This is a genomic window from Parabacteroides distasonis (assembly GCF_004793765.1).
Classification (GTDB): Bacteria; Bacteroidota; Bacteroidia; order Bacteroidales; family Tannerellaceae; genus Parabacteroides; species Parabacteroides distasonis_A.
The window spans coordinates 25,817-45,200 of sequence record NZ_SRYM01000020.1; the positions used below are offsets into that span (position 1 = coordinate 25,817).

Annotated in this window: 22 protein-coding genes; 9 read left to right on the forward strand and 13 right to left on the reverse strand. The window is 43.0% G+C overall.

The annotated features are described in order from the left end of the window. Positions 1–3 precede the first annotated feature (3 nt). Complete coding sequence (locus E5342_RS08950) at positions 4–675, reverse strand: peptidylprolyl isomerase (RefSeq protein ID WP_135959227.1); 672 nt, start codon at positions 673–675, stop codon at positions 4–6. Between the two features lie 183 nt (positions 676–858). On the opposite strand from E5342_RS08950, the gene E5342_RS08955 reads away from it, so the two are divergent. After that, complete coding sequence (locus tag E5342_RS08955; RefSeq protein ID WP_135959228.1) at positions 859–1,380, forward strand: cupin domain-containing protein; 522 nt, start codon at positions 859–861, stop codon at positions 1,378–1,380. A gap of 215 nt (positions 1,381–1,595) precedes the next feature. Here E5342_RS08955 and E5342_RS08960 read toward each other — a convergent pair whose 3' ends face one another. Beyond that, positions 1,596–2,498, reverse strand: a complete 903-nt coding sequence (locus tag E5342_RS08960) for a nucleotidyltransferase (protein WP_121736638.1) — start codon at positions 2,496–2,498, stop codon at positions 1,596–1,598. Positions 2,499–2,768: 270 nt separating this feature from the next. Here E5342_RS08960 and E5342_RS08965 point away from each other — a divergent pair, with 270 nt between their 5' ends. Beyond that, positions 2,769–4,811 carry a M13 family metallopeptidase gene (locus E5342_RS08965; protein ID WP_135959229.1) on the forward strand — a complete coding sequence of 681 codons (2,043 nt, stop codon included), beginning with the start codon at positions 2,769–2,771 and terminating at the stop codon, positions 4,809–4,811. Positions 4,812–4,875: 64 nt separating this feature from the next. On the opposite strand, the gene E5342_RS08970 is transcribed toward E5342_RS08965, so the two are convergent. Continuing rightward, positions 4,876–5,745, reverse strand: a complete 870-nt coding sequence (locus E5342_RS08970) for a helix-turn-helix domain-containing protein (protein ID WP_008771757.1) — start codon at positions 5,743–5,745, stop codon at positions 4,876–4,878. Positions 5,746–6,191: 446 nt separating this feature from the next. On the opposite strand from E5342_RS08970, the gene E5342_RS08975 reads away from it, so the two are divergent. Beyond that, positions 6,192–7,205: a LacI family DNA-binding transcriptional regulator gene (locus E5342_RS08975; RefSeq protein WP_135959230.1), complete on the forward strand. Its 1,014-nt coding sequence runs from the start codon at positions 6,192–6,194 to the stop codon at positions 7,203–7,205. 128 nt (positions 7,206–7,333) lie between these two features. Next, on the forward strand, positions 7,334–8,698 hold the full coding sequence (locus E5342_RS08980; RefSeq protein ID WP_135959231.1) for an MFS transporter: 1,365 nt from the start codon (positions 7,334–7,336) through the stop codon (positions 8,696–8,698). A gap of 145 nt (positions 8,699–8,843) precedes the next feature. Here the strand turns inward: E5342_RS08980 and E5342_RS08985 are convergent, their stop codons facing one another. The 3 genes from E5342_RS08985 to E5342_RS08995 form a co-directional block, all read right to left on the reverse strand. After that, on the reverse strand, positions 8,844–9,038 hold the full coding sequence (locus tag E5342_RS08985; protein ID WP_008771760.1) for a hypothetical protein: 195 nt from the start codon (positions 9,036–9,038) through the stop codon (positions 8,844–8,846). 41 nt (positions 9,039–9,079) lie between these two features. After that, positions 9,080–9,292, reverse strand: a complete 213-nt coding sequence (locus tag E5342_RS08990) for a hypothetical protein (RefSeq protein WP_036613678.1) — start codon at positions 9,290–9,292, stop codon at positions 9,080–9,082. A gap of 138 nt (positions 9,293–9,430) precedes the next feature. Continuing rightward, positions 9,431–9,832: a hypothetical protein gene (locus tag E5342_RS08995; RefSeq protein ID WP_135959232.1), complete on the reverse strand. Its 402-nt coding sequence runs from the start codon at positions 9,830–9,832 to the stop codon at positions 9,431–9,433. Positions 9,833–9,925: 93 nt separating this feature from the next. Here E5342_RS08995 and E5342_RS09000 point away from each other — a divergent pair, with 93 nt between their 5' ends. Further along, positions 9,926–10,816, forward strand: coding sequence for a 1,4-dihydroxy-2-naphthoate polyprenyltransferase (locus E5342_RS09000; RefSeq protein WP_135959233.1), 891 nt, complete (start codon positions 9,926–9,928; stop codon positions 10,814–10,816). Here E5342_RS09000 and E5342_RS09005 read toward each other — a convergent pair. Continuing rightward, a complete protein-coding gene (locus E5342_RS09005) occupies positions 10,802–11,734 on the reverse strand; it encodes a DMT family transporter (RefSeq protein WP_121736645.1) in 933 nt (310 codons plus the stop codon). The two genes, E5342_RS09000 and E5342_RS09005, sit on opposite strands and share 15 nt — an antisense overlap. 153 nt (positions 11,735–11,887) lie before the next feature. Continuing rightward, positions 11,888–12,673, reverse strand: a complete 786-nt coding sequence (locus tag E5342_RS09010; protein ID WP_121736646.1) for an SDR family NAD(P)-dependent oxidoreductase — start codon at positions 12,671–12,673, stop codon at positions 11,888–11,890. 119 nt (positions 12,674–12,792) lie between these two features. On the opposite strand from E5342_RS09010, the gene E5342_RS09015 reads away from it, so the two are divergent. Continuing rightward, positions 12,793–13,869 (forward strand): linear amide C-N hydrolase, encoded by a 1,077-nt coding sequence (locus tag E5342_RS09015; protein WP_135959234.1) that lies wholly within the window; start codon positions 12,793–12,795, stop codon positions 13,867–13,869. Positions 13,870–13,996: 127 nt separating this feature from the next. On the opposite strand, the gene E5342_RS09020 is transcribed toward E5342_RS09015, so the two are convergent. From E5342_RS09020 to E5342_RS09040, 5 genes are read right to left on the reverse strand one after another with little or no spacing between them, the layout of a single operon-like run. Next, the gene (locus E5342_RS09020) at positions 13,997–14,542 is read right to left on the reverse strand and encodes a DJ-1 family glyoxalase III (protein ID WP_121736648.1); all 546 of its coding nucleotides are present in this window, start codon (positions 14,540–14,542) and stop codon (positions 13,997–13,999) included. Positions 14,543–14,551: 9 nt separating this feature from the next. Continuing rightward, on the reverse strand, positions 14,552–15,406 hold the full coding sequence (locus tag E5342_RS09025; protein ID WP_135959235.1) for an energy transducer TonB family protein: 855 nt from the start codon (positions 15,404–15,406) through the stop codon (positions 14,552–14,554). Positions 15,407–15,411: 5 nt separating this feature from the next. Continuing rightward, positions 15,412–15,822: an ExbD/TolR family protein gene (locus E5342_RS09030; protein WP_005855860.1), complete on the reverse strand. Its 411-nt coding sequence runs from the start codon at positions 15,820–15,822 to the stop codon at positions 15,412–15,414. A gap of 5 nt (positions 15,823–15,827) precedes the next feature. Further along, positions 15,828–16,538, reverse strand: a complete 711-nt coding sequence (locus E5342_RS09035; protein WP_121736650.1) for a MotA/TolQ/ExbB proton channel family protein — start codon at positions 16,536–16,538, stop codon at positions 15,828–15,830. A gap of 49 nt (positions 16,539–16,587) precedes the next feature. Next, positions 16,588–17,304, reverse strand: a complete 717-nt coding sequence (locus tag E5342_RS09040) for a pyridoxine 5'-phosphate synthase (RefSeq protein ID WP_121736651.1) — start codon at positions 17,302–17,304, stop codon at positions 16,588–16,590. Between the two features lie 84 nt (positions 17,305–17,388). Here E5342_RS09040 and E5342_RS09045 point away from each other — a divergent pair, with 84 nt between their 5' ends. Genes E5342_RS09045 through E5342_RS19340 form a run of 3 tightly spaced genes read left to right on the forward strand, consistent with a single transcriptional unit; the run spans position 17,389 to position 19,127 of the window. Beyond that, positions 17,389–18,048: a CBS domain-containing protein gene (locus E5342_RS09045; RefSeq protein ID WP_121736652.1), complete on the forward strand. Its 660-nt coding sequence runs from the start codon at positions 17,389–17,391 to the stop codon at positions 18,046–18,048. 15 nt (positions 18,049–18,063) lie between these two features. Continuing rightward, positions 18,064–18,939 (forward strand): NAD kinase, encoded by an 876-nt coding sequence (locus E5342_RS09050; RefSeq protein ID WP_121736653.1) that lies wholly within the window; start codon positions 18,064–18,066, stop codon positions 18,937–18,939. Between the two features lie 14 nt (positions 18,940–18,953). Then, positions 18,954–19,127: a hypothetical protein gene (locus E5342_RS19340; protein ID WP_160217498.1), complete on the forward strand. Its 174-nt coding sequence runs from the start codon at positions 18,954–18,956 to the stop codon at positions 19,125–19,127. The last annotated feature ends 257 nt before the right edge of the window (positions 19,128–19,384 follow it).

Below are 19,384 nucleotides of genomic sequence, written 5' to 3' on the forward strand. Positions count from 1 at the left end.
TACTTATTTTTCTATGAGTTTCATTGACTTGATCTTTATGTTCTTCGTGGGCCTGTCTTCGGCGTTCGTCTCGACGAACTGTATCTTATCCACGACTTTCATGCCTTGTATAACCTCCCCGAACACCGTATAGTTCCCGTCCAGATGAGGCGTTCCGCCTTCCAGCATGTAGGCTTCTTTTTGCTCCGGCGTAAACTTGATGCTTTTCTCCTTGGTCATCTTATCTAGCTCCATCTCCGTAAAGAACTTTCCGGTCACGATATAGAATTGAGTCGCAGATGAGGCCTTCTCGGGATTTTCCTCATCCGGGGTACGTGCGGCACAGAGCATTCCCCGCTTATGGAAATATTTCGGATACACGAACTCGGCGGGGATGGTGTAACCTGGATCTCCGTCGCCCAAATGCGTGTCCAAGGGAGCGTCTTTCGAGTTGATATCGCCTCCTTGTATCATGAATTGCTTGATAACCCGGTGGAACAATAATCCATCGTAACGGTGTTCTTTTACGTTCTTGATAAAATTATCCCTGTGCAACGGCGTGTCATTGAACAGTTTCACCTTAATCTTACCCATATCCGTATCAATCAGCACCAATGTCTCAGTCTCTTGCGCATGCAGCGGGCATAGCGAAAGCATAAATACCGAAACAAACAACATCGTAAGAATCCGTCTCATATTTATTTCTATTAGTTTTAGATGGACAAAAATAAGAATAAATATCGATATCTATGATCAAAGGAATAGGTCTAAACATGATTTCTTTGGTAGGAAACCGTAATAGCGTTACAAACATCTGTAATATATATACAGAAGCTATGGTATCTATAAGTAACTTTGTCACATAAATAAAAAAGTAAAATGATGGAGGCAAATTTAAGTAATGGTATGAATGATAAATCCTATAGCCGGTTCTTTGGTTTCGTGATCGTGATGTCTGTTGTGTTATTCTCTTTTAGCTCGTGCTTGGAGGGGAAAAAGGAGCAAGGCGTAAAAGTGGCCGAAACCTTGATTTTCCCTGCTGACGCAAAGGCTTCGTCGGAGTATAACACGGGGGATGTCTATGTTTCCTTGTTGAAGGAGTCTGGTAATACGATGATCGCGCATTTTATATTCGAACCTAACAGCCGTAATTTCTGGCATTACCATCCGGATGCCGAACAAACCTTGTTGGTGCTTGATGGAGAAGGATATTATCAAGAGGAAGGAGGAGAGAAACGTGTGATCCGGAAAGGCGATGTGATCGTGACACCTCCTAATGTACGGCATTGGAATGGGGCGACACCGGGTAGCTCTATCGTGTGTATGACCGTTACGGAGCATGCGATCGAGAATCATGCCGAACAACTACGGGCTGTGACGGATGAGGAGTATGCTGATTAGAATGCTTGTCCGGGGCTTTTAGTTGAAAGATACGTCTAAAATATCGCTAGGGTAAGGAGGTATTGATCTTTTCACCTCTGTGAAAAGATCGTATCACCCCCGTGAAAAGATCATTTCACAGAGGTGAAAAGATCGCTTCATAAGGGTGATACGATAAAAGTCTTAGGTCACGGCTGTTACTTCCGGCTGAGGTATCAGCTACAAGGGCCTTATGATCAGAATAATTTGCTTGGATACTCGCCTGCGTCTACTAAGGCTTGGATCTTATCCACTACGCCTTGACGATCCGCCGCGTAAGTTACGCCAAACCATTTAGAGGTCGTATCCAATACTTTCACACGGGCTGTTCCTTCCGTGATCAATTTATTTACCATCAACGGGATGAAATACTCGCTCTTTAAATTACCCATATTGGCTTTTAGGAACTCCTTGAAATATTCCTCGGAATACTCGAAGTAATCGGGAGTGAAGCCCCACATATTCATGGAGACCGGCGTGTTTTCTTCCAATACGACCTTCTTTCCGTTCTCGTCTACAAACTGGATATCTCCGTCGATCCGTTCGATAGCGGTACGCTCCACGACGCCTGTCAGATAACTTTCCTCGTTCGTGGCGCAAACACCACGTGCCACGGAACCGCTCTCGCTCAACGTATTACCTACACGGTAGCCTACCATGCAATAATCATTCTTCTTTCCATCCATCTCAGACAATTGCTTGCCTAATACGGCGAAGCTATCACGTCCGTAGAAATCATCGGCGTTGATTACGGCGAAAGGCTCGTTGATAACCTTCTTGCCCATCAATACGGCATGGTTGGTTCCCCACGGTTTCTCACGTCCCTCCGGGCAGGTGAAGCCCTCCGGAAGATCGTTCAAATCTTGGAATACGACTTCGACCGGGATATGGTTCTCATATTTGGATATGATTTTCTCGCGGAAGTCTTTCTCGAAAGATTTGCGGATAACGAATACAAGTTTACCGAACCCGCCACGGATAGCGTCGAAAATAGAATAATCCATGATGGTCTCGCCATTGGGACCTAGGCCGTCCAATTGTTTTAATCCTCCATAACGACTACCCATTCCGGCTGCCAATACAAATAATGTAGGTTTCATAATGCGTTTCTTTTATGTGTTTTTTAATTCTTCGGGCAAAGTTAATAATTATAGAAACATTGCCATGTTATTGTCTGTCTTTTTATACAATATTCTAATACGACGATCGACATGGGAGGCAGGCTGACGCTTAACTTTCCCTTTATCGTTCGAAAAATACGTGCGTGTTTTCGGAAAAAGTCGTACATACTTTATAAAAAACACGTACATGTTTTTCTTTTGCGTATTTATCGTATCTTTGTAAGGTTTTAAGGCAAAAGACTAAACAAAATGAGAAAGAGAAAAATGTTTCCGTTTTTAGCGGCTGGGATAGTCGCTTTAGCGAGTTGTAACACTCCTCAGAAAGAGGTAGTGAAGATCGCTGCTATTAATCCTGCGAATATGGATACCACGGTTGCCGCAGGCTCGGATTTTTATGAATACGCTTGTGGTGGATGGATAAAGAATAATCCATTGAAACCGGAATACGCTCGTTTCGGAACTTTCGACCAACTACTGGAGAATAACCAAGAGCAGCTCCGGGTATTGATCGAGGAACTTAGCGCTACGCCCCATGAGGCGGGTAGTGTCGCCGGGAAGATCGGCGCTTTGTATGCGATGGGATTGGATAGCACGAAGTTGAATGCCGATGGAGTGGCTCCTATCAAGGAGGAACTGGCCGCTATCAATGCGCTGGCGACGAAATCGGATGTCTCTAAGATGGTAGCTACGCTTCATAAGGAAGGTATGGCTCCGTTCTTCGCTTTGTTCGTGGGCGCTGACGAGAAGAATAGTGCCATGAATATCGTCCAGCTGTATCAGGCTGGTATCGGAATGGGCGATCGGGATTATTATTTATTGGAAGATGAAGGTTCCGCTAAGATGCGTGACGCTTACAGGGCTTATATAAATAAATTATTTACATTGGCCGGCTCAAGTCCGGAGCAAGCGGATGCGGCGGTGGATGCCGTGATGAAAGTAGAGAAAGCTATCGCTGAGATCTCTTATGGTCGTGAGGATTTGCGTGACTCCCAGAAGAACTATAATAAATTGGCTTACGAGGATTTCAAGAAAATAGAATCCCCGTTGGATTGGGATGTGTATTTTGAGTCCATGGGATTAGCCGGGCTGAAAGAGTTGGACGCAAAGCAAATCAACTTCTATAAGGATATGAGTGAGGCTTTGCGGAATACGACGGTCGATGAGCAGAAATATTATTTGGCGTTTAATTTATTGAGCGCGGCGGCTCCATACCTAAGTGATGATTTTGTAGACGCTGATTTTGAGTTCTATGGAAAGGTAATGTCCGGAAAGCAGGAGCAACAACCTCGTTGGAAGCGTTCGTTGAATACGGTAAACGGTGCGTTGGGCGAGGCTGTCGGCGAAATGTATGTAGAGAAATACTTCCCGGCTTCTTCCAAGGAAAAGATGTTGACGCTGGTGGGGAATTTGCAGACTGCTTTGAGTGAGCGGATCAACGGCTTGGAATGGATGAGCGATACGACTAAGGCGAAAGCGCAGGAGAAATTGGCCGCTTTTACGGTGAAAATAGGTTATCCGGACAAATGGCGTGATTATAGTGGCTTGGAGATCAAGGACGATTCTTATTGGGCGAATGTCCGCCGTTCTAACATCTTCGATATGGACTATCAATTGGCGGACGTGGGCAAGCCGGTCGATAAGTCTCGTTGGCATATGAATCCGCAGACCGTGAACGCTTATTACAATCCGACAACCAATGAGATCTGTTTCCCGGCCGCGATCCTTCAGCCTCCATTCTTTAATCCGGATGCCGATGATGCGGTGAACTATGGCGCTATCGGTGTGGTAATCGGCCATGAGATGACGCATGGATTCGATGATCAGGGACGTAACTACGATAAGGATGGTAATTTGATCGATTGGTGGACTGCCGAGGATGCTGTCCGTTTCACGGAGCGTGCTGATAAATTGGTGGATCAATATGACCAGATTATCGTAATAGATACGCTTCATGCCAACGGACGCTTTACGTTGGGTGAGAATATCGCCGACCACGGAGGTTTGCTGGTCGCTCACCAAGCTTATTTGAATAGCTTGAAGGGTAAAGAGACTCCGGCCCCGATCGATGGCTTTACGAATGAGCAACGTTTCTTCTTGGGATATGCGACGTTGTGGGGACAAAATATCCGTCCCGAGGAAATCCGCCGTCTTACCAAGATCGACCCGCACTCATTGGGAAAATGGCGTGTGAACGCCGCCTTGCGTAATATTGCCCCGTTCTATGCCGCTTTTGACATTAAAGAGGGTGATCCGATGTTTATGGCTCCGGCGGATCGGGTAGTTATTTGGTAATCCGAATACAGGTTTTATATAAATGAGGGAAGTATGTTGTGTGAAAAAGCATACTTCCTTTTTTTTAGGTGCTTGAGGGTATTTTCATCCTTCTGTATTCTTGAGGTGTCATTCCCGTATGCTGCCTGAAATATTTGTTGAAAAAAGACAGGTTGTTAAAGCCTAAAGAGAAAGCGATCTCTTTTACGGTTAAGTCTGTCGATCTTAATTGTGCCTTGGCATCCATCGTGATAATGGAGGAAATGATTTCTAAGGGAGTAAGTCCGATCGCTTTCTTAATAGTCGTGCAGAAATGAGGTAACGACAAATTTAATTGAGCGGAGTAAAAAGAAACGCTGTGCTCGGTGGTATAATGCTCTACGACAAGTTGGATAAACTTACGGTAAATCTCATTGGTACGCGTACGGATTCCATTTGTCCAATGGCTATGATTTTTATATAACTCAGCCGTCCCTTGCATGAATATCGTGAGATAAGCGATGACTAGGTTTTTATTTACCATGGAATAAGACGGGGATAAGGATTGCGCACGTATCAATAAACGGTATCCGTCAATATATAACTGAGCTACAGATTCTTCGAGTGGCATGATCGGATGTTCCGTGATAACGGGAAGAAAGCTCATGGTTGATTTAATAAAATTGATGTTTGTCATAAACTCCGAAGAGAATCCGGCGAAATAGAAACGTGCGTCGTCCGATATTTCATGGAACTGGATAAAATTACTGGGCACTAAGGTCACGAAATCATATTTGTTAATCGTATACTTCGCTAGATTGATAGAAGCTTGCACGGAACCTTCTACACAAAGGAGAAACAATCCTGCCTTTATTTTATGAGGCAGCTTGCTGTATTTGTTTAGCGTCTCTTTTGTGATACGATCTCCGACGATAAAATCGTTCGTGATATCGAATGTGAGCATTTCCTTTTCCATATCTAATCGGTAATTCGTCTCAAATATAGGAATTAATAAATACTTATTATTCAAGATAATAAAAATAGAACATAGAAACGAAAGAATGGATATTGATTCCGTAAAATTTAAGGGCGAGCTTTACATATGACTACTAATCGTAGGAAAGAGGAAACAAAAAAGGCTATCCATCACGGACAGCCAATCTTAATTGTTAACCTTAAATCTAATACCATGAAAAACACAGTGCAAATGTAGATATATTATGTTATATAGCATAATAAATAGTTTGGAAATCTCATATACTTAACGTGATTTAACAAAAGTATGCTCTAAAACATATCTTTTGGAACATGTTTCATCCGTGTAAGTATCGCTTTTATCAATAATCGTCCTCCAAACGTTCTCGCAAACGTTTGCATTGTATGATGTAAATATATATCTTTGATTTTATAAAAAAGATAACCATGAAAAAGCGTCCAATCACGATAAAGGATATAGCGAAGGCCTTGCATATTTCTCCGTCAACAGTCTCTCGTTCTTTGGCTGATCATCCGGATATCAGTCAAGAGACCAAGAATATAGTGAATGCTTACGCTCGTGAACATAAATATAAACCCAATGCCTTAGCCTTGAGTTTACGGACAAATAATACGAAAACAATCGGTGTTATTTTACCGCAGATCGTACATTATTTCTTTTCTTCCGTTTTATCCGGTATAGAGGATGAGGCGGAAAAGGGAGGGTATCGTGTTATTATTTGTCAAAGTAATGAGAATTATGAGAAAGAAGTAAAAGGTGCGCGAGCTTTATTGGAAGCACGTGTTTGCGGTGTCTTGGCTTCTGTCGCGAAAACAACGACGATCTACAACCATTTCCAAGAACTAATCGATAGCGGTATACCCATGGTGTTTTTCGATCGTATATGCACGGGGATCTTGACAGACCGGGTGGTCGTTGATGATTATGCCGGGGTTTGCTCCGCTGTTGAGTACCTGATTCGTACCGGTTGTCGGCGAATCGCCTTTTTCGGATCTCCTTCTCATTTAGCGATCTCTAATAATCGTAGGATGGGGTATGAGGATGCTTTGCGTAAAAATGGATTACCGGTAGATAAAGAGTTAATCAAGATTTGTGATAATTATACCGAGGCGCTTCGGTTGACCCCGGAATTATTGTCATCGCCCAATCGTCCGGATGCGTTCTTCGCCGTAAATGATGAGACCGCTATAGGGGTGCTGAATGTTGTCAAGGCCAAGGGATTGAGGATTCCCGATGAGGTTTCGATTTGTGGATTTACGAATAATAGCTTGGCGGAAGTTAGTGATCCCCTGCTGACCTCTGTGGATCAACATGGTTATGAGTTGGGAGCTATCGCTATGCGTTTACTGATAGAACGTTTGAACGGCGTGCGTGACGGGGACCGTATCGTGAGTAAGATTATCAAGACAAATCTGGTGGTGAGACAGACTACCCGTTAAAAAAAGCTGCTTCCGAAAACGTTTGCTTTACTTCTTCGCGTGAATTTGAATCGGGATGACGTCCTGTTTCGGAATAATTCCGTATGTTTGTCTCCAAAAAAATAAATACCTTAAAAAACATAATTCTCATGAAAACAAAACCATTTTTGAGCTTTTGGCAAATTTGGAATCTAACTTTCGGTTTCTTGGGCATTCAATTCGGTTTCGCCCTTCAGAACGCAAATTCAAGTAGAATACTTCAAACCTATGGAGCGGATGTAGAGCAACTATCCTTATTTTGGTTAGCGGCTCCGCTGACAGGTATGATCATACAATCTATCATTGGCCATTATTCCGACCAAACTTGGTGTCATTTAGGACGTCGGCGTCCGTTTTTTCTGGTAGGAGCTATCTTAACGACCATCGCCTTGATATTGATGCCGAATGCGGGATTGTTCTTGTCACCCGGCACAGAGACCGCTATTTTATCTCCCGTATTGATTGGTGCGGGTATGTTGATGATCATGGATGCTTCCATCAATGTAACGATGGAGCCTTTCCGTGCCTTGGTAGGGGATATGCTACCCGATGAGCAGCATACGACCGGGTTCTCGATCCAGACTTTCTTGATCGGTATCGGTGCTGTCGTTGGCTCCTTGTTGCCGAGTATTATGAATAAGGTATTTGGCTTATCTAATACGGCGGTTGCCGGTGAAGTTGCCGATAATGTTAAATTTGCCTTTTATGCAGGTGCGGCGATTTTATTAGCGAGCGTATTATGGACGATCTTTAGGACAAAGGAATATTCCCCGGAAGAGATGGCTGAGTTTCGGCTTTCCGGTGGCGAGGTCATCGAAAAAAGGCGGGATAGTAATGGCTTTATGGAGATCATGCATGATATCTTTCATATGCCTAAAATAATGTTACAGTTAGGTTTATGTCAGTTTTTCGCTTGGTTTGCCTTGTATTCCATGTGGGTCTATTCTACGCCTGCTATCGCTGAACATGTATACGGGACGACCGATCCTGCTTCTGCCGAATATGCGATGGCTGGCGATAAGGTAGGTGAGTTATTTAGTATCTATAATTTTGTGGCGATGTTATTCGCTTTATTGTTGATTCCGATAGCCCGTCATTTCGGTCGGAAAATGACTCATGCCCTCTGTTTATGCCTAGGAGGGGCAGGGTTGGTTTCTCTCTATTTGTTGAATAATACAGGAATGATGGTCTTTTCTATGATTGGCATCGGTATAGCGTGGGCAAGTATATTGGCGATGCCTTATGCTATTCTTTCCGATAGTCTTCCCGCTGATAAGATGGGTACTTACATGGGTATATTTAATTTCTTTATAACAATTCCTCAAATTACGAATGGAATCATTCATGGATGGATTGTACGTAATGTTTATCATGGGCATGCCGTATTCGCTTTGTTGACGGGTGGTATTTTCTTGTTTTTCGCCGCCGCTGCGGTTTGTCTTGTTAAAGAGAAAAAGTTCAGTCGAAAAGTGTAAGATATATAAGTCCGGTTTCCTGTTGTCAAGCGTAAAAACGCTATACCCAAGCAAACAGCAAGTTATTATAATGTAGGTAGAAAAACGTATCTCAGATAATCCCGGGTCACCCCGGGACAACAACAGGAAACCATGGACTTAATTACTAAAAGGCTTCTTCTTCTTCCTTTTGGCGTGATCCTATGACGCGAAGAACTAACATCGCTACCGTAATCACACCAAGGGATCCCATGGTTACATCTTTAGCAACCTCATTGTCAAATGTCGTGGTTCCTACTAATACCAATACGATAAATGAAACCATCATGACCGCATCTACCAAGTCTTTATTTATTTTCATGATCTTCTTGATTTTTTAGGGTTCGATAATTGTTGTATTTATTATTCTTTTTCCAAGACTTCTTCTTCCGATGACGTCCCGGTACTACTCAGTCCTTTCATTATGCCATATAGACCAACACATAAAGTGCCCATAACTACTACTAATTTAATATAGTCGTTAGGGATGATGGAGCTGCATGCGAATACACAACCTGCGATTGTTAGAAGAACATAAAGATATATACGTATTTTACCTGATTTATTAGTTGCCATAATTGTAATTTTTAATTGTTTATAATAATGTAAATAGGGTATAATTCCCCGGGAATATTGATTTAATAAACACAATATTCCTACAGACAAGACATACTAAAGACTTGTCGAAAGATGCAAATATGAAACAATTAAAAACTAAATAATGAGTTTCCGAAGGGTAAAGATATGCTCTCCCATACGGCACAGAAGTGTGGATAGATTTACGATCTGATAAGTGGATATATGTTGAGATACTCTATGAAGTTGATTTACTCCTCTCAAACGCATGTCTTGAAGAGATTTCTCCATATTTTTCCATATTCGTATTTCGATAGGGTTGTTTGCCGTTTGCGAAATCCTGCGGGGAGTTAAGCAATTGCTACTTTTCAGTTCATTGCTTAATACTTCGAAATGACGTTGGGCATCTGCCGTGTTTTTTTCTTTCATAACGGCCTCTTTAGTTGCGGACATAACTTCATCCATACTCTCTGTCCCTTCTTCGGAGGCAAACAGCATGAAGCTAATCAACAGACCTAATATGAATAAAAAATTCTTCATGGCGCAAATATACAAGTATTTCTTTAGATAATAACAATAGTATATGTTATTTGTTTTTTATTTTTGTGGATATTTTAAGAATAAAACAATAGAATGGAAAATAACAAATCGAGAATTCATGCTTGGTTAGAGGCGGCCCGTCCGAAGACGTTGCCGGCATCATTTAGTCCGGTACTAGTTGGATGTGCGCTGGCTTACAGGGATGGTGTATTTAAATTGGCTCCGACGATCCTTTGTGTTTTGGTGGCTTTACTTGCCCAGATAGCCAGTAATTTTGCCAATGACTATTTTGATTTTAAGAAGGGGGCGGATAAGGAGGACCGGTTAGGTCCGGAGCGCGCGGTGGCTTCCGGTTGGATAACTCCTAAGGCAATGCTATGGGGGACTTTTATCACGTTGGGGCTCTCTTGTCTATGTGGCTGTTTCTTGTTGTTCTTTGCCGGATGGGAGCTCATTGCTGTTGGAGTTGCTATCGCTATTTGTGTCTTGGCTTATTCGGCGGGGCCGTATCCTTTAGCTTATAACGGGCTGGGGGATGTGTGTGTCGTGTTATTTTACGGGATTATTCCGGTTTGCTTTACGTATTATGTACAAGCATTGTCATTTTCTTTATTATCTTTCTTGCTTTCGCTGTCATTGGGGCTGTTGTCCGCTAATATTTTGATCGTGAATAATTATCGGGATTATGAGCAAGATAAGGCGGCTCGTAAACGGACTACGATTGTGTTATTCGGACGTACGTTCGGGTTGGTAACTTATTTGCTGAACGGTATATTGGCCGTTTTGATTACTCTTCCTTTATTGATGGATGCCTCACCTTGGCTTGTTTGTTTATTTGTGGCTTTTAGCGTGCTGTTTGCCGCCACATGGCTGGAGATGAAACAGTATCAAGGCCGTGAGCTTAATAGAACTTTAGGGCATACGGCACGGAATGTATTTATCTATGCCGTATTGCTTTCAGTTGTATTGTTATTTGGTTCTTAAGATGTGCCGTGCTTTGAACAATCGCTTGGTCTCATGGAGACTTTTCTGTATGTATTTGGACAGAATAATCAATGTAACCGCTACGATAATCAATAAGATTCCCAAAGCGAGGTGAGAGGTGAAAGGCTCTCCAAAGACTAAAACACCTACGCAGACGGCTGTCACGGGTTCTGTGGCTCCCAGTACGGAAGTGAGAGTGGAACCGATATGGTGTACGGCTTGTACCAATGTAATGTTAGACACTACGGTTGGCAAGATGGCTAATAAGACAAGATTGATAAAAGAGGACAGGTCTGGAATGGGTTGGATCCCTGTTCCAGTCTGCGCTTTTATGAAAAATAAAGAGGTACTGACGATAAATACATAGAACGTAAGTTTTCGTCCCGGCATATCATGTACCCTAGATTTATTGACGGTTACGATATAGAGGGCATAAGCGATCGCAGAGAGTAATACGATGATCACGCCTAACCCGTTTAATTGCATCTCGCCTCCATCGATTGATAGGCGGGCTACTCCACAAATAGCGAGCCCGATCGCCAAAAGCGTAATCCATGATACTCTTTCTTTAAATGCAAAGAGCATGAAAAGGGTTACAAATATGGGATATGTGAAATGTAGGGTTGTCGCGATTCCTGCCGCCATAAAATTATATCCCCAAAATAGGAACATGGCCGAACCTGTATAGAAAGCGCCCAATACGATCAATACCGGTAGGTTTCGCATTTCTGTCTTGAAGGATTCCTTTTTCGCTAGAAGCATACCCGATAAGGCGATGGCCGCGAATAAGAAACGATAGAACAAGATCGAATCAAACCGCATACCTTTCTCCATAAGGGGCAATGTAAACAAAGGAATTAAACCGAATGTAACAGAAGTCGCTATTCCATAAGCGAAACCTTTTAGATTATTATTCATATTATACTTTTTGATAAAATGACCGCAAACATACAAAAAAGTCTTGAAATAACATGGGATTAAAATATCCCTGCTATTTTTGTGGCATTATATGCTAAATGTATAAAGAGAAGGAATAGCTTTCTTGCTAATAAAGTAAATAAGAAATTTTCATCAATGCGAAATATCCTCTATCGTTGGATTATGGCAAGTCATGCCTCCATCAGCGATGATGGTCTGTCCAGAAATGTAACGAGCGTCGTCTGAGGCTAGAAAAGCGATGGTAGCGGCTATATCCGCAGCCTGTCCGAGATAGGGAACCGTATTATATTTCAGGAAGATGTCTTGAACAGCATCTGGAAGGTTACGGATAGCGGCGGGGGTAAGTACAAGCCCCGGAGCTACGCCATTACATCGTATTCCATTCTTTCCGTACTGCGTGGCTACGTAACGGGTTAAATTGATGACACCAGCTTTGCTTATGCCATAGAGGGTTCCTCGGAAATCTCCTGTCAATCCTCCGATGGAGGCTACGTTTACGATGCTTCCTTTTCCTTTTGCGGTCATTGAAGGTAAGGCCGCACGTATGGTCGCTAACATGCTTTTCAAGTTTAGGTGAAAAACATCATCAAAATAATCCATGTCGAGATTCTTGATATCAAGATCACGCTTTAGGTCGCTTCCTCCTACATTATTTATTAGGCAATCTATACTTCCTGACCAATCAACGGTTTTTGTTACTGCTTCAGTGCCACTGTTCATATCTGTTGCGTTGTAGTAAATGGCTCTGACATTATAACCTTTTATTTGAAGCTGTTTTGCCAGTTTCTCCGCTTCTTCTAAATTATAATCCGCTATGGCTACATTTGCGCCTTCTGCAGCTAGTCTTTCTACTGTAGCATGCCCGATACCGCTTGCTCCACCGGTAATAAGTGCTGTTTGTCCATTAAATCTATTCATTGTATATATTATTATTTATAGTTTAAACACTCTCTATTATGAAAAAGTTTGTCTATCTAAAATTTCTTTTTTTGAAAACATCCTTTTTCTGTCGTTTGTTTATATCAAAAATGATATTTATGAGACATTTCTTTATTTTATTTGCAATTGCCGGCTTACTTATTAATCCTTCCGCTACGGAGGCTTGTACCGGTATTACTTTAAAAAGCAAGGACAGTACGACTATTGTAGCACGTACGATAGAGTGGGGTGGAAGTAATTTGAACAGCCAGTATGTCGTGGTTCCAAGAGGATATACCGAACAATCGTATACCCCGGATGGAGTTGATGGTATGACTTTCAAGGCACGTTATGGATATGTGGGCTTGGCTGTAGAGCAAAAGGAATTTATCGCCGAAGGACTCAATGAGGTTGGGTTATCGGCTGGATTGTTTTATTTTCCAAAGTATGGAGAGTATGAGAAGTATAATGCCACAGTCCGGGATAAAAGTATCTCTGATCTGCAATTAGTGTCTTGGTTGTTGGGGGAATGTTCAAATATAGAGGAGGTGAAGGAAGCGGTTAAGAAAGTGCATGTTATCAATATCGATCCCCGTGCGTCTACTGTGCATTGGCGGTTTGCCGAGCCGTCGGGACGTCAACTGGTTCTTGAGATTATTAAGGGTGAGCTACACTTCTATGAGAATACGTTAGGAGTTTTGACTAATTCTCCCGGCTTTGAATGGCATCTGACGAACTTGAATAATTATGTTAATCTTTTACCGGGTACGGCTCCTGATCAACAATTGGGAAATATCGAGTTGTCTTCATTTGGTGCGGGAAGTGGTTTCCTCGGGATGCCGGGCGATGTAACACCACCGTCGCGTTTCGTTCGTGCGGCTTTTTACCAAGCTTCGGCTCCACAACAAGAAAACGCGTTAGAAACGGTCTTCCAGTGTTTCCATATATTGAATAATTTTGATATTCCCGTAGGAATCGAATTCCCATTAGGGCAAGTGCCTTGCGATATACCGAGTGCTACTCAATGGACTTCGGCTACGGATATGCGAAACCATGTGATTTACTACCGTACGATGTACAATAGCGTTATTCGGAGTATCGATTTACGATCCATTGATTTCTCCACGGTTCGTTATCATGCGGTACCTATGGATGGTACAAAGCAACAAGCAGTTGAAACGATTAAAATAGAATAGAGCCGGGATCTCTTTGGGGTATACCTCGTAAGTCAATAGGATAGGTAATAAAACCCAATAGAATAAGAAGCATAACTCAATGGATTACGCCTCCTATCCTATTGGGTTTCGACTGATAATCTAAATCTTATAATAGTAATCCGGCCGCAACTTCTTCCGCGACCGCATCACCTTTTAGTATAGATACTAAAGCTAGGCCAAAATTGAATATCAAGCCCGGTCCTCTACCTGTTACCACATTTCCATCGACCTCGACAGCCTCACCTGTTACGGTGGCACCAATTAATTTCGGTTCGAACCCGGGGTAGCAAGTCGCTTTACGGCCTTTTAATAAGCCAAGACCACCCAATACCATCGGGGCGGCGCAGATAGCGGCTACGACACCTCCTTGGCGATATTGTTGCAATAAGGCCTCTTTTACCGCCTCAGACTCGTTTAGGTTGGATGCTCCGGGCATGCCTCCTGGTAAGATCAGGGCATCTATACCAGAGAAGTCGGTCTCGGAAAGTAAGGCATCTGCCATATATTCCATATGATGGGCACCCACCACTTTACGGTCGTCTGTGATGGAGACTGTTTTCGTGTCTATACCTCCGCGACGCAAAATGTCTACGGTTCCCGTGGCTTCCATTTCCTCGAAGCCATTCGCTAAGAATACGATCGCTTTCTTCATAAGATTCAATTATTTAAATTTGTACACGTAAGTGATAGTACCACTTTGGTTATTAGCGCCGCTGATACTGTTGAACTTCGCCTTTCGAGCCGCATCCAAAGCGCTTTTACGCATGGAGGCGTTGTCGATATTAGTTCCCCGGCCTACCTCGGCAAATATAACGTTACCTTTCGGATTTACGGTTATATTGATAACAATACGACCTTCCTCTTGGATCGTGTAAGCGGGACGAGGGAGACCTCCGGCACCAATGGAACGACCATTCAGATTGAATGATCCGTAACCGCCTACGCCCTCGTTCGCTCCGTGATCAGAGTTGCCGAACGGACTTCCTTGGTTACCGGTTCCGCTTTCTGCGTCACCTTGGCTGTTACCCTCGGCGTTTCCCATGCCAAAAGCTCCGGCCACTTTGTTGCTGATGGCTTGTTCCTTCTTGCGGCGCTCCTCAGCCAAACGTTTCTTCTCGGCTTCTTCCCGTTGGATACGTTGTTTCTCCTCCTCTTCTTTCCGTTTCTTCTCGGCCTCTTGTTTCTTGCGTTTCTCTTCCTCTTTCTTCTTTTTAGCGTCTTCAAGGGCTACGCTTTCCTCGATATCCTGAGTGATGAGTTCCTGCTTGGGCGTTTCCACTTGCGGCTTCGGCACGGGAGGAGGTGGGGCAGTTGTTTCCTGAGGAAGTTCTTGCCCGGTATACTTGGGCTCGAACATTCCGGCGGCGGCATCTACATTCCCGAAATTAACGAGTACACCCCCGTCATCATCCGGTACCTCGGTTTTCAATACGGTAAACCAAAGTATCAGCAGAATGACACCGTGAAAAGCAACGGTACCGATCAAACTGTATATGTCATCCTTATTCAGTCTCATATCTATTATTTCTGCGGACGGGTGGCAAGCACCATCTTGAATTTATTCTCGTTCGCTATATTCAGTATCTTTACGATTTCTTTGTAAGGCACAGTCTCGTCTGCATATAAAGCGACGAACATCTCCGGTTCTTTCGCATAACTGTCTTGCAAGAATGGAGTGATCTCATCAAATGAAACCTGCACCTCTTTTTGCTTTCCAAATGCCACGTAGTAATTCAAGTTTGCGTCTATCGTTACTCTCGTAAGAGGTTTCGCCGCTGTCTGCTTTTGCGCTTGCGGCAAGGTGACCTTGATGGCGTTTGGGATTACGACGGTAGAGGTAACCATGAAGAAGATCAGCAAGAGGAATATGACATCGGTCATAGAGGCCATGCTGAACGCTTCGTTTACCTTTGTTCTTCTTTTTAGAGCCATAATATTTAATCAGCCGGTTCATTTAATAAATCCATGAATTCCATCGTACGGGCCTCCATCTTGTTCACGACATTATCTACTTGGGATACCAGATAGTTGTATGCGAACAATGTAATAATACCAACTACCAGACCACCAACGGTTGTTACCAAGGCCTCATAGATACCACCGGATAATAGGGAGACATCAACATTGGTGCCTGCGTTTGCCATATCGAAGAAAGCACGTACCATACCGGTTACTGTTCCAAGGAAACCGAGCATGGGAGCGCCTGCGGCAGTCGTTGCGATCAGGGGGAAACCTTTTTCCAGTTTAGCGATCTCTAGATTTCCTACATTCTCAATCGCTACAAGTACATCGTTCATCGGACGGCCCAAACGGGTAATACCTTTCTCGATCATACGGGCAGAGGGCGTGTTGGTGCTCCTGCATAAATTGAGAGCCGAGTCTACTTTTCCTTCATGAATATAGTCTTTGATACGATTCATGAACGTTTCGTCTTCTTTTCCCGCACGACGAATGATGATCAGACGTTGAACAAAAATATAAATAGCCATCAGAGATAGCAGTAACAATACCACCATAATCCAACCTCCCTTAAAGGCAAGGTCTATCACATTGATTTCCGTTTCTGTGGGAACGGTAACTGCCGTTAAGTCCGGCATTTGATCTGCCGCTTGAGAGCCTACGGCCTGTAGTGAAAGTAAAATACTCATCGTTTCGAATTATAGGTTATAATTTTCAATATTCAATTCTTTTCCATTCTCAATTATTTAAGCATGCTTTGTATAAAGCGATCGTTTCATGCAAACCATGATAGAGTGCGTCACAGATCAAGGCATGGCCGATAGAAACCTCCTCCAGCCAAGGGATATTTTTGTTGAAGAAAGCAAGGTTCTCCAGACTCAAATCGTGTCCTGCATTTACGCCTAATCCTAAGTTTTTTGCTAATTGAGCGGCCTCTACAAAAGGAGCGATCGCTTTGTCACGATCTTTCGGATAATAGGTCGCATAAGGTTCCGTATATAATTCGATACGGTCCGTACCTGTTTTTGCCGCTAGTTCTATATTCGCCAAGTCTGTTCCGACGAAGATGGATGTACGGATTCCTTGTGAGGTAAAGGCGTCCGCCAGTTCGCTTAGAAAATTGAAATGATCCTTTACGTTCCAACCGGCGTTCGACGTGATGGCATCCGGAGCATCCGGAACCAATGTGACTTGGGTCGGTTTTACCTTCAATACCAAGTCGATGAATTTATCACAAGGATAGCCTTCTATGTTAAATTCTGTCCGGATAAGAGGTTTTAGTCCATAAACATCGCTATAGCGGATGTGTCGTTCATCCGGACGGGGATGAACCGTAATTCCTTGTGCCCCGAATAATTCACAGTCTTGCGCTACTTTCAGCACGTTTGGCATATTGCCACCTCTTGCGTTACGAATAGTAGCGACCTTGTTAATGTTTACACTTAAATTTGTCATTGTATATCGTATATCTTTTTTCTTTCATTACATTTGCACAAAAGTATCGGCAAATTTAGCAGGATTTAGGGAATTAACAGAATAATGTTGGTGAAAGATTTCATAACAAAGGAAATTCCGGTGTTAAAAAATTTTGACACAGCGGAATATGCGTTGGCGTTAATGGAGGATTTTAAGCTCAAGCATCTTCCGTTATTGAGTGATAGCGCATACGAGTGTTTAGTGTCGGAGAAGGACTTATTGGCGATGCCGGATCTTTCGGCTATGATCGGTGAACCGTTTTTATTCGCTCCGGTGATTTCGGAAAACGGACATTTACATGAGGCGTTGGCAATGATAACGCGGTATGGGTTGAGTCTGTTGCCTGTGGTTTCTGTGGACGGAACTTATTTGGGGGTGATTACCCGGGATTGTTTGGTGGATGTTTTATCCGAGTTATGCAACGCAGAGGCCGCCGGAAGCGTGATCGTATTGGAAATGATGCCACAGGATTATTCTTTAACGGATATCGCCCGTTTGGTAGAGGCGAATAATGCTCATGTCCTTAATTTGCTATCTCATCAAGATAATGATACGGGTCGTCTGCTTATAACCCTTAAGATAGATTTGGAAGATGCCTCTCCCGTGATCCGTAGTCTTGAACGTTTCAATTATACGGTTCTTTATCATTTTATGGAGAAGGGGATGGTGGATGATATGTTGCAGCAGCGGATGAATGAGTTATTACATTATATGAATATGTAAAGTAAGGAGCGTAGAATGAAAGTTGGAATATTTGGAAGTGAATATCAGATCGAGAGACAGAATTTGATTAAACGCCTGTTCGAGAAACTGCGTGAACAAGAGGCTGATATTTATGTGGACAGTCCTTTTTATACATTCCTTACCGATGCTTTTGGTTTCGAGCCTATGGTGAGTGGGTTATTAGAGGGTGATGAGTTTGATCTGGATATAGCGCTTAGCGTGGGAGGGGATGGTACGTTCCTTCGTACGGCGGCTCGGGTAAATAAACAGGATATTCCTATTTTAGGTATTAATACCGGCCGGCTGGGTTTCCTTGCGGATGTCAGCAGTAATGAGGTTGAGGATACCTTGGATGAGATTTTTAAGAATTACTATAAGGTAGAGGAACGAACCCTTTTGCGTTTATATACGGAAGATCGTGCGTTTCGCGGATATAATTATGCCTTGAATGAGATCGCCGTGCTGAAGCGTGATAGTTCCTCGATGATTACGATTCACACATTCTTGAATGAGGAATATCTGACTTCTTATCAGGCGGATGGTTTGGTAGTGGCTACACCTACCGGTTCCACGGCCTATTCGATGAGCGTAAACGGACCGATTATCGTCCCGCAAAGTAATAGCATCGTCTTAAGCCCAGTAGCTCCGCATTCCTTGAACGTGCGTCCGTTGGTAATTCCGGATTCAGATGTAATAACGCTTCGGGTAGAGAGCCGGAATAAATATTTTCTGATCTCATTGGATGGGCGTTCGGAAATATTCCCGGCAGGTATTGAATTAAAGATGAGCAAGGCCGATTATACGACGAAAGTCATCAAGCGCTATAACCATACTTTTTATCAGACGCTTCGGGAAAAATTGATGTGGGGGGCAGATGTGCGAATGAAATAATAATGGAATGTTTGATGGAATACCAACATGCGGTTCAGACGAAAGTGGATCGTGTCGTGGAATCCTTGATTAAGGAAAAGGAGCGTTTGGCGAAGTGTTTGCTGGAACAGTTGGATACTTCGTTTGAAAAAGAATTGATGCCTGCTAATGATCTCCGTTCTCCTGACGATTTTTGGGGAAGTTATTAGGTCTGAGCGAATGATTTTATTGTTAATAACTATGTTCTAGAACATGATTTTGTTAAATCTGTTTAAGTAGATGAGATTTGCAAATAAAATATTATGCTACATAACATAAAACCTCTATATTTGCACTGTGTTTTTCATGGTATTAGATTTAAGGTTAACAATTGAGATTGGCTGTCCGTGACGGATAGCCTTTTTTTTCAAAAAATCATAACCATGAGATTTTAGGAGTGTAGCTGAAGGTTTTTTCGTAAATTTGC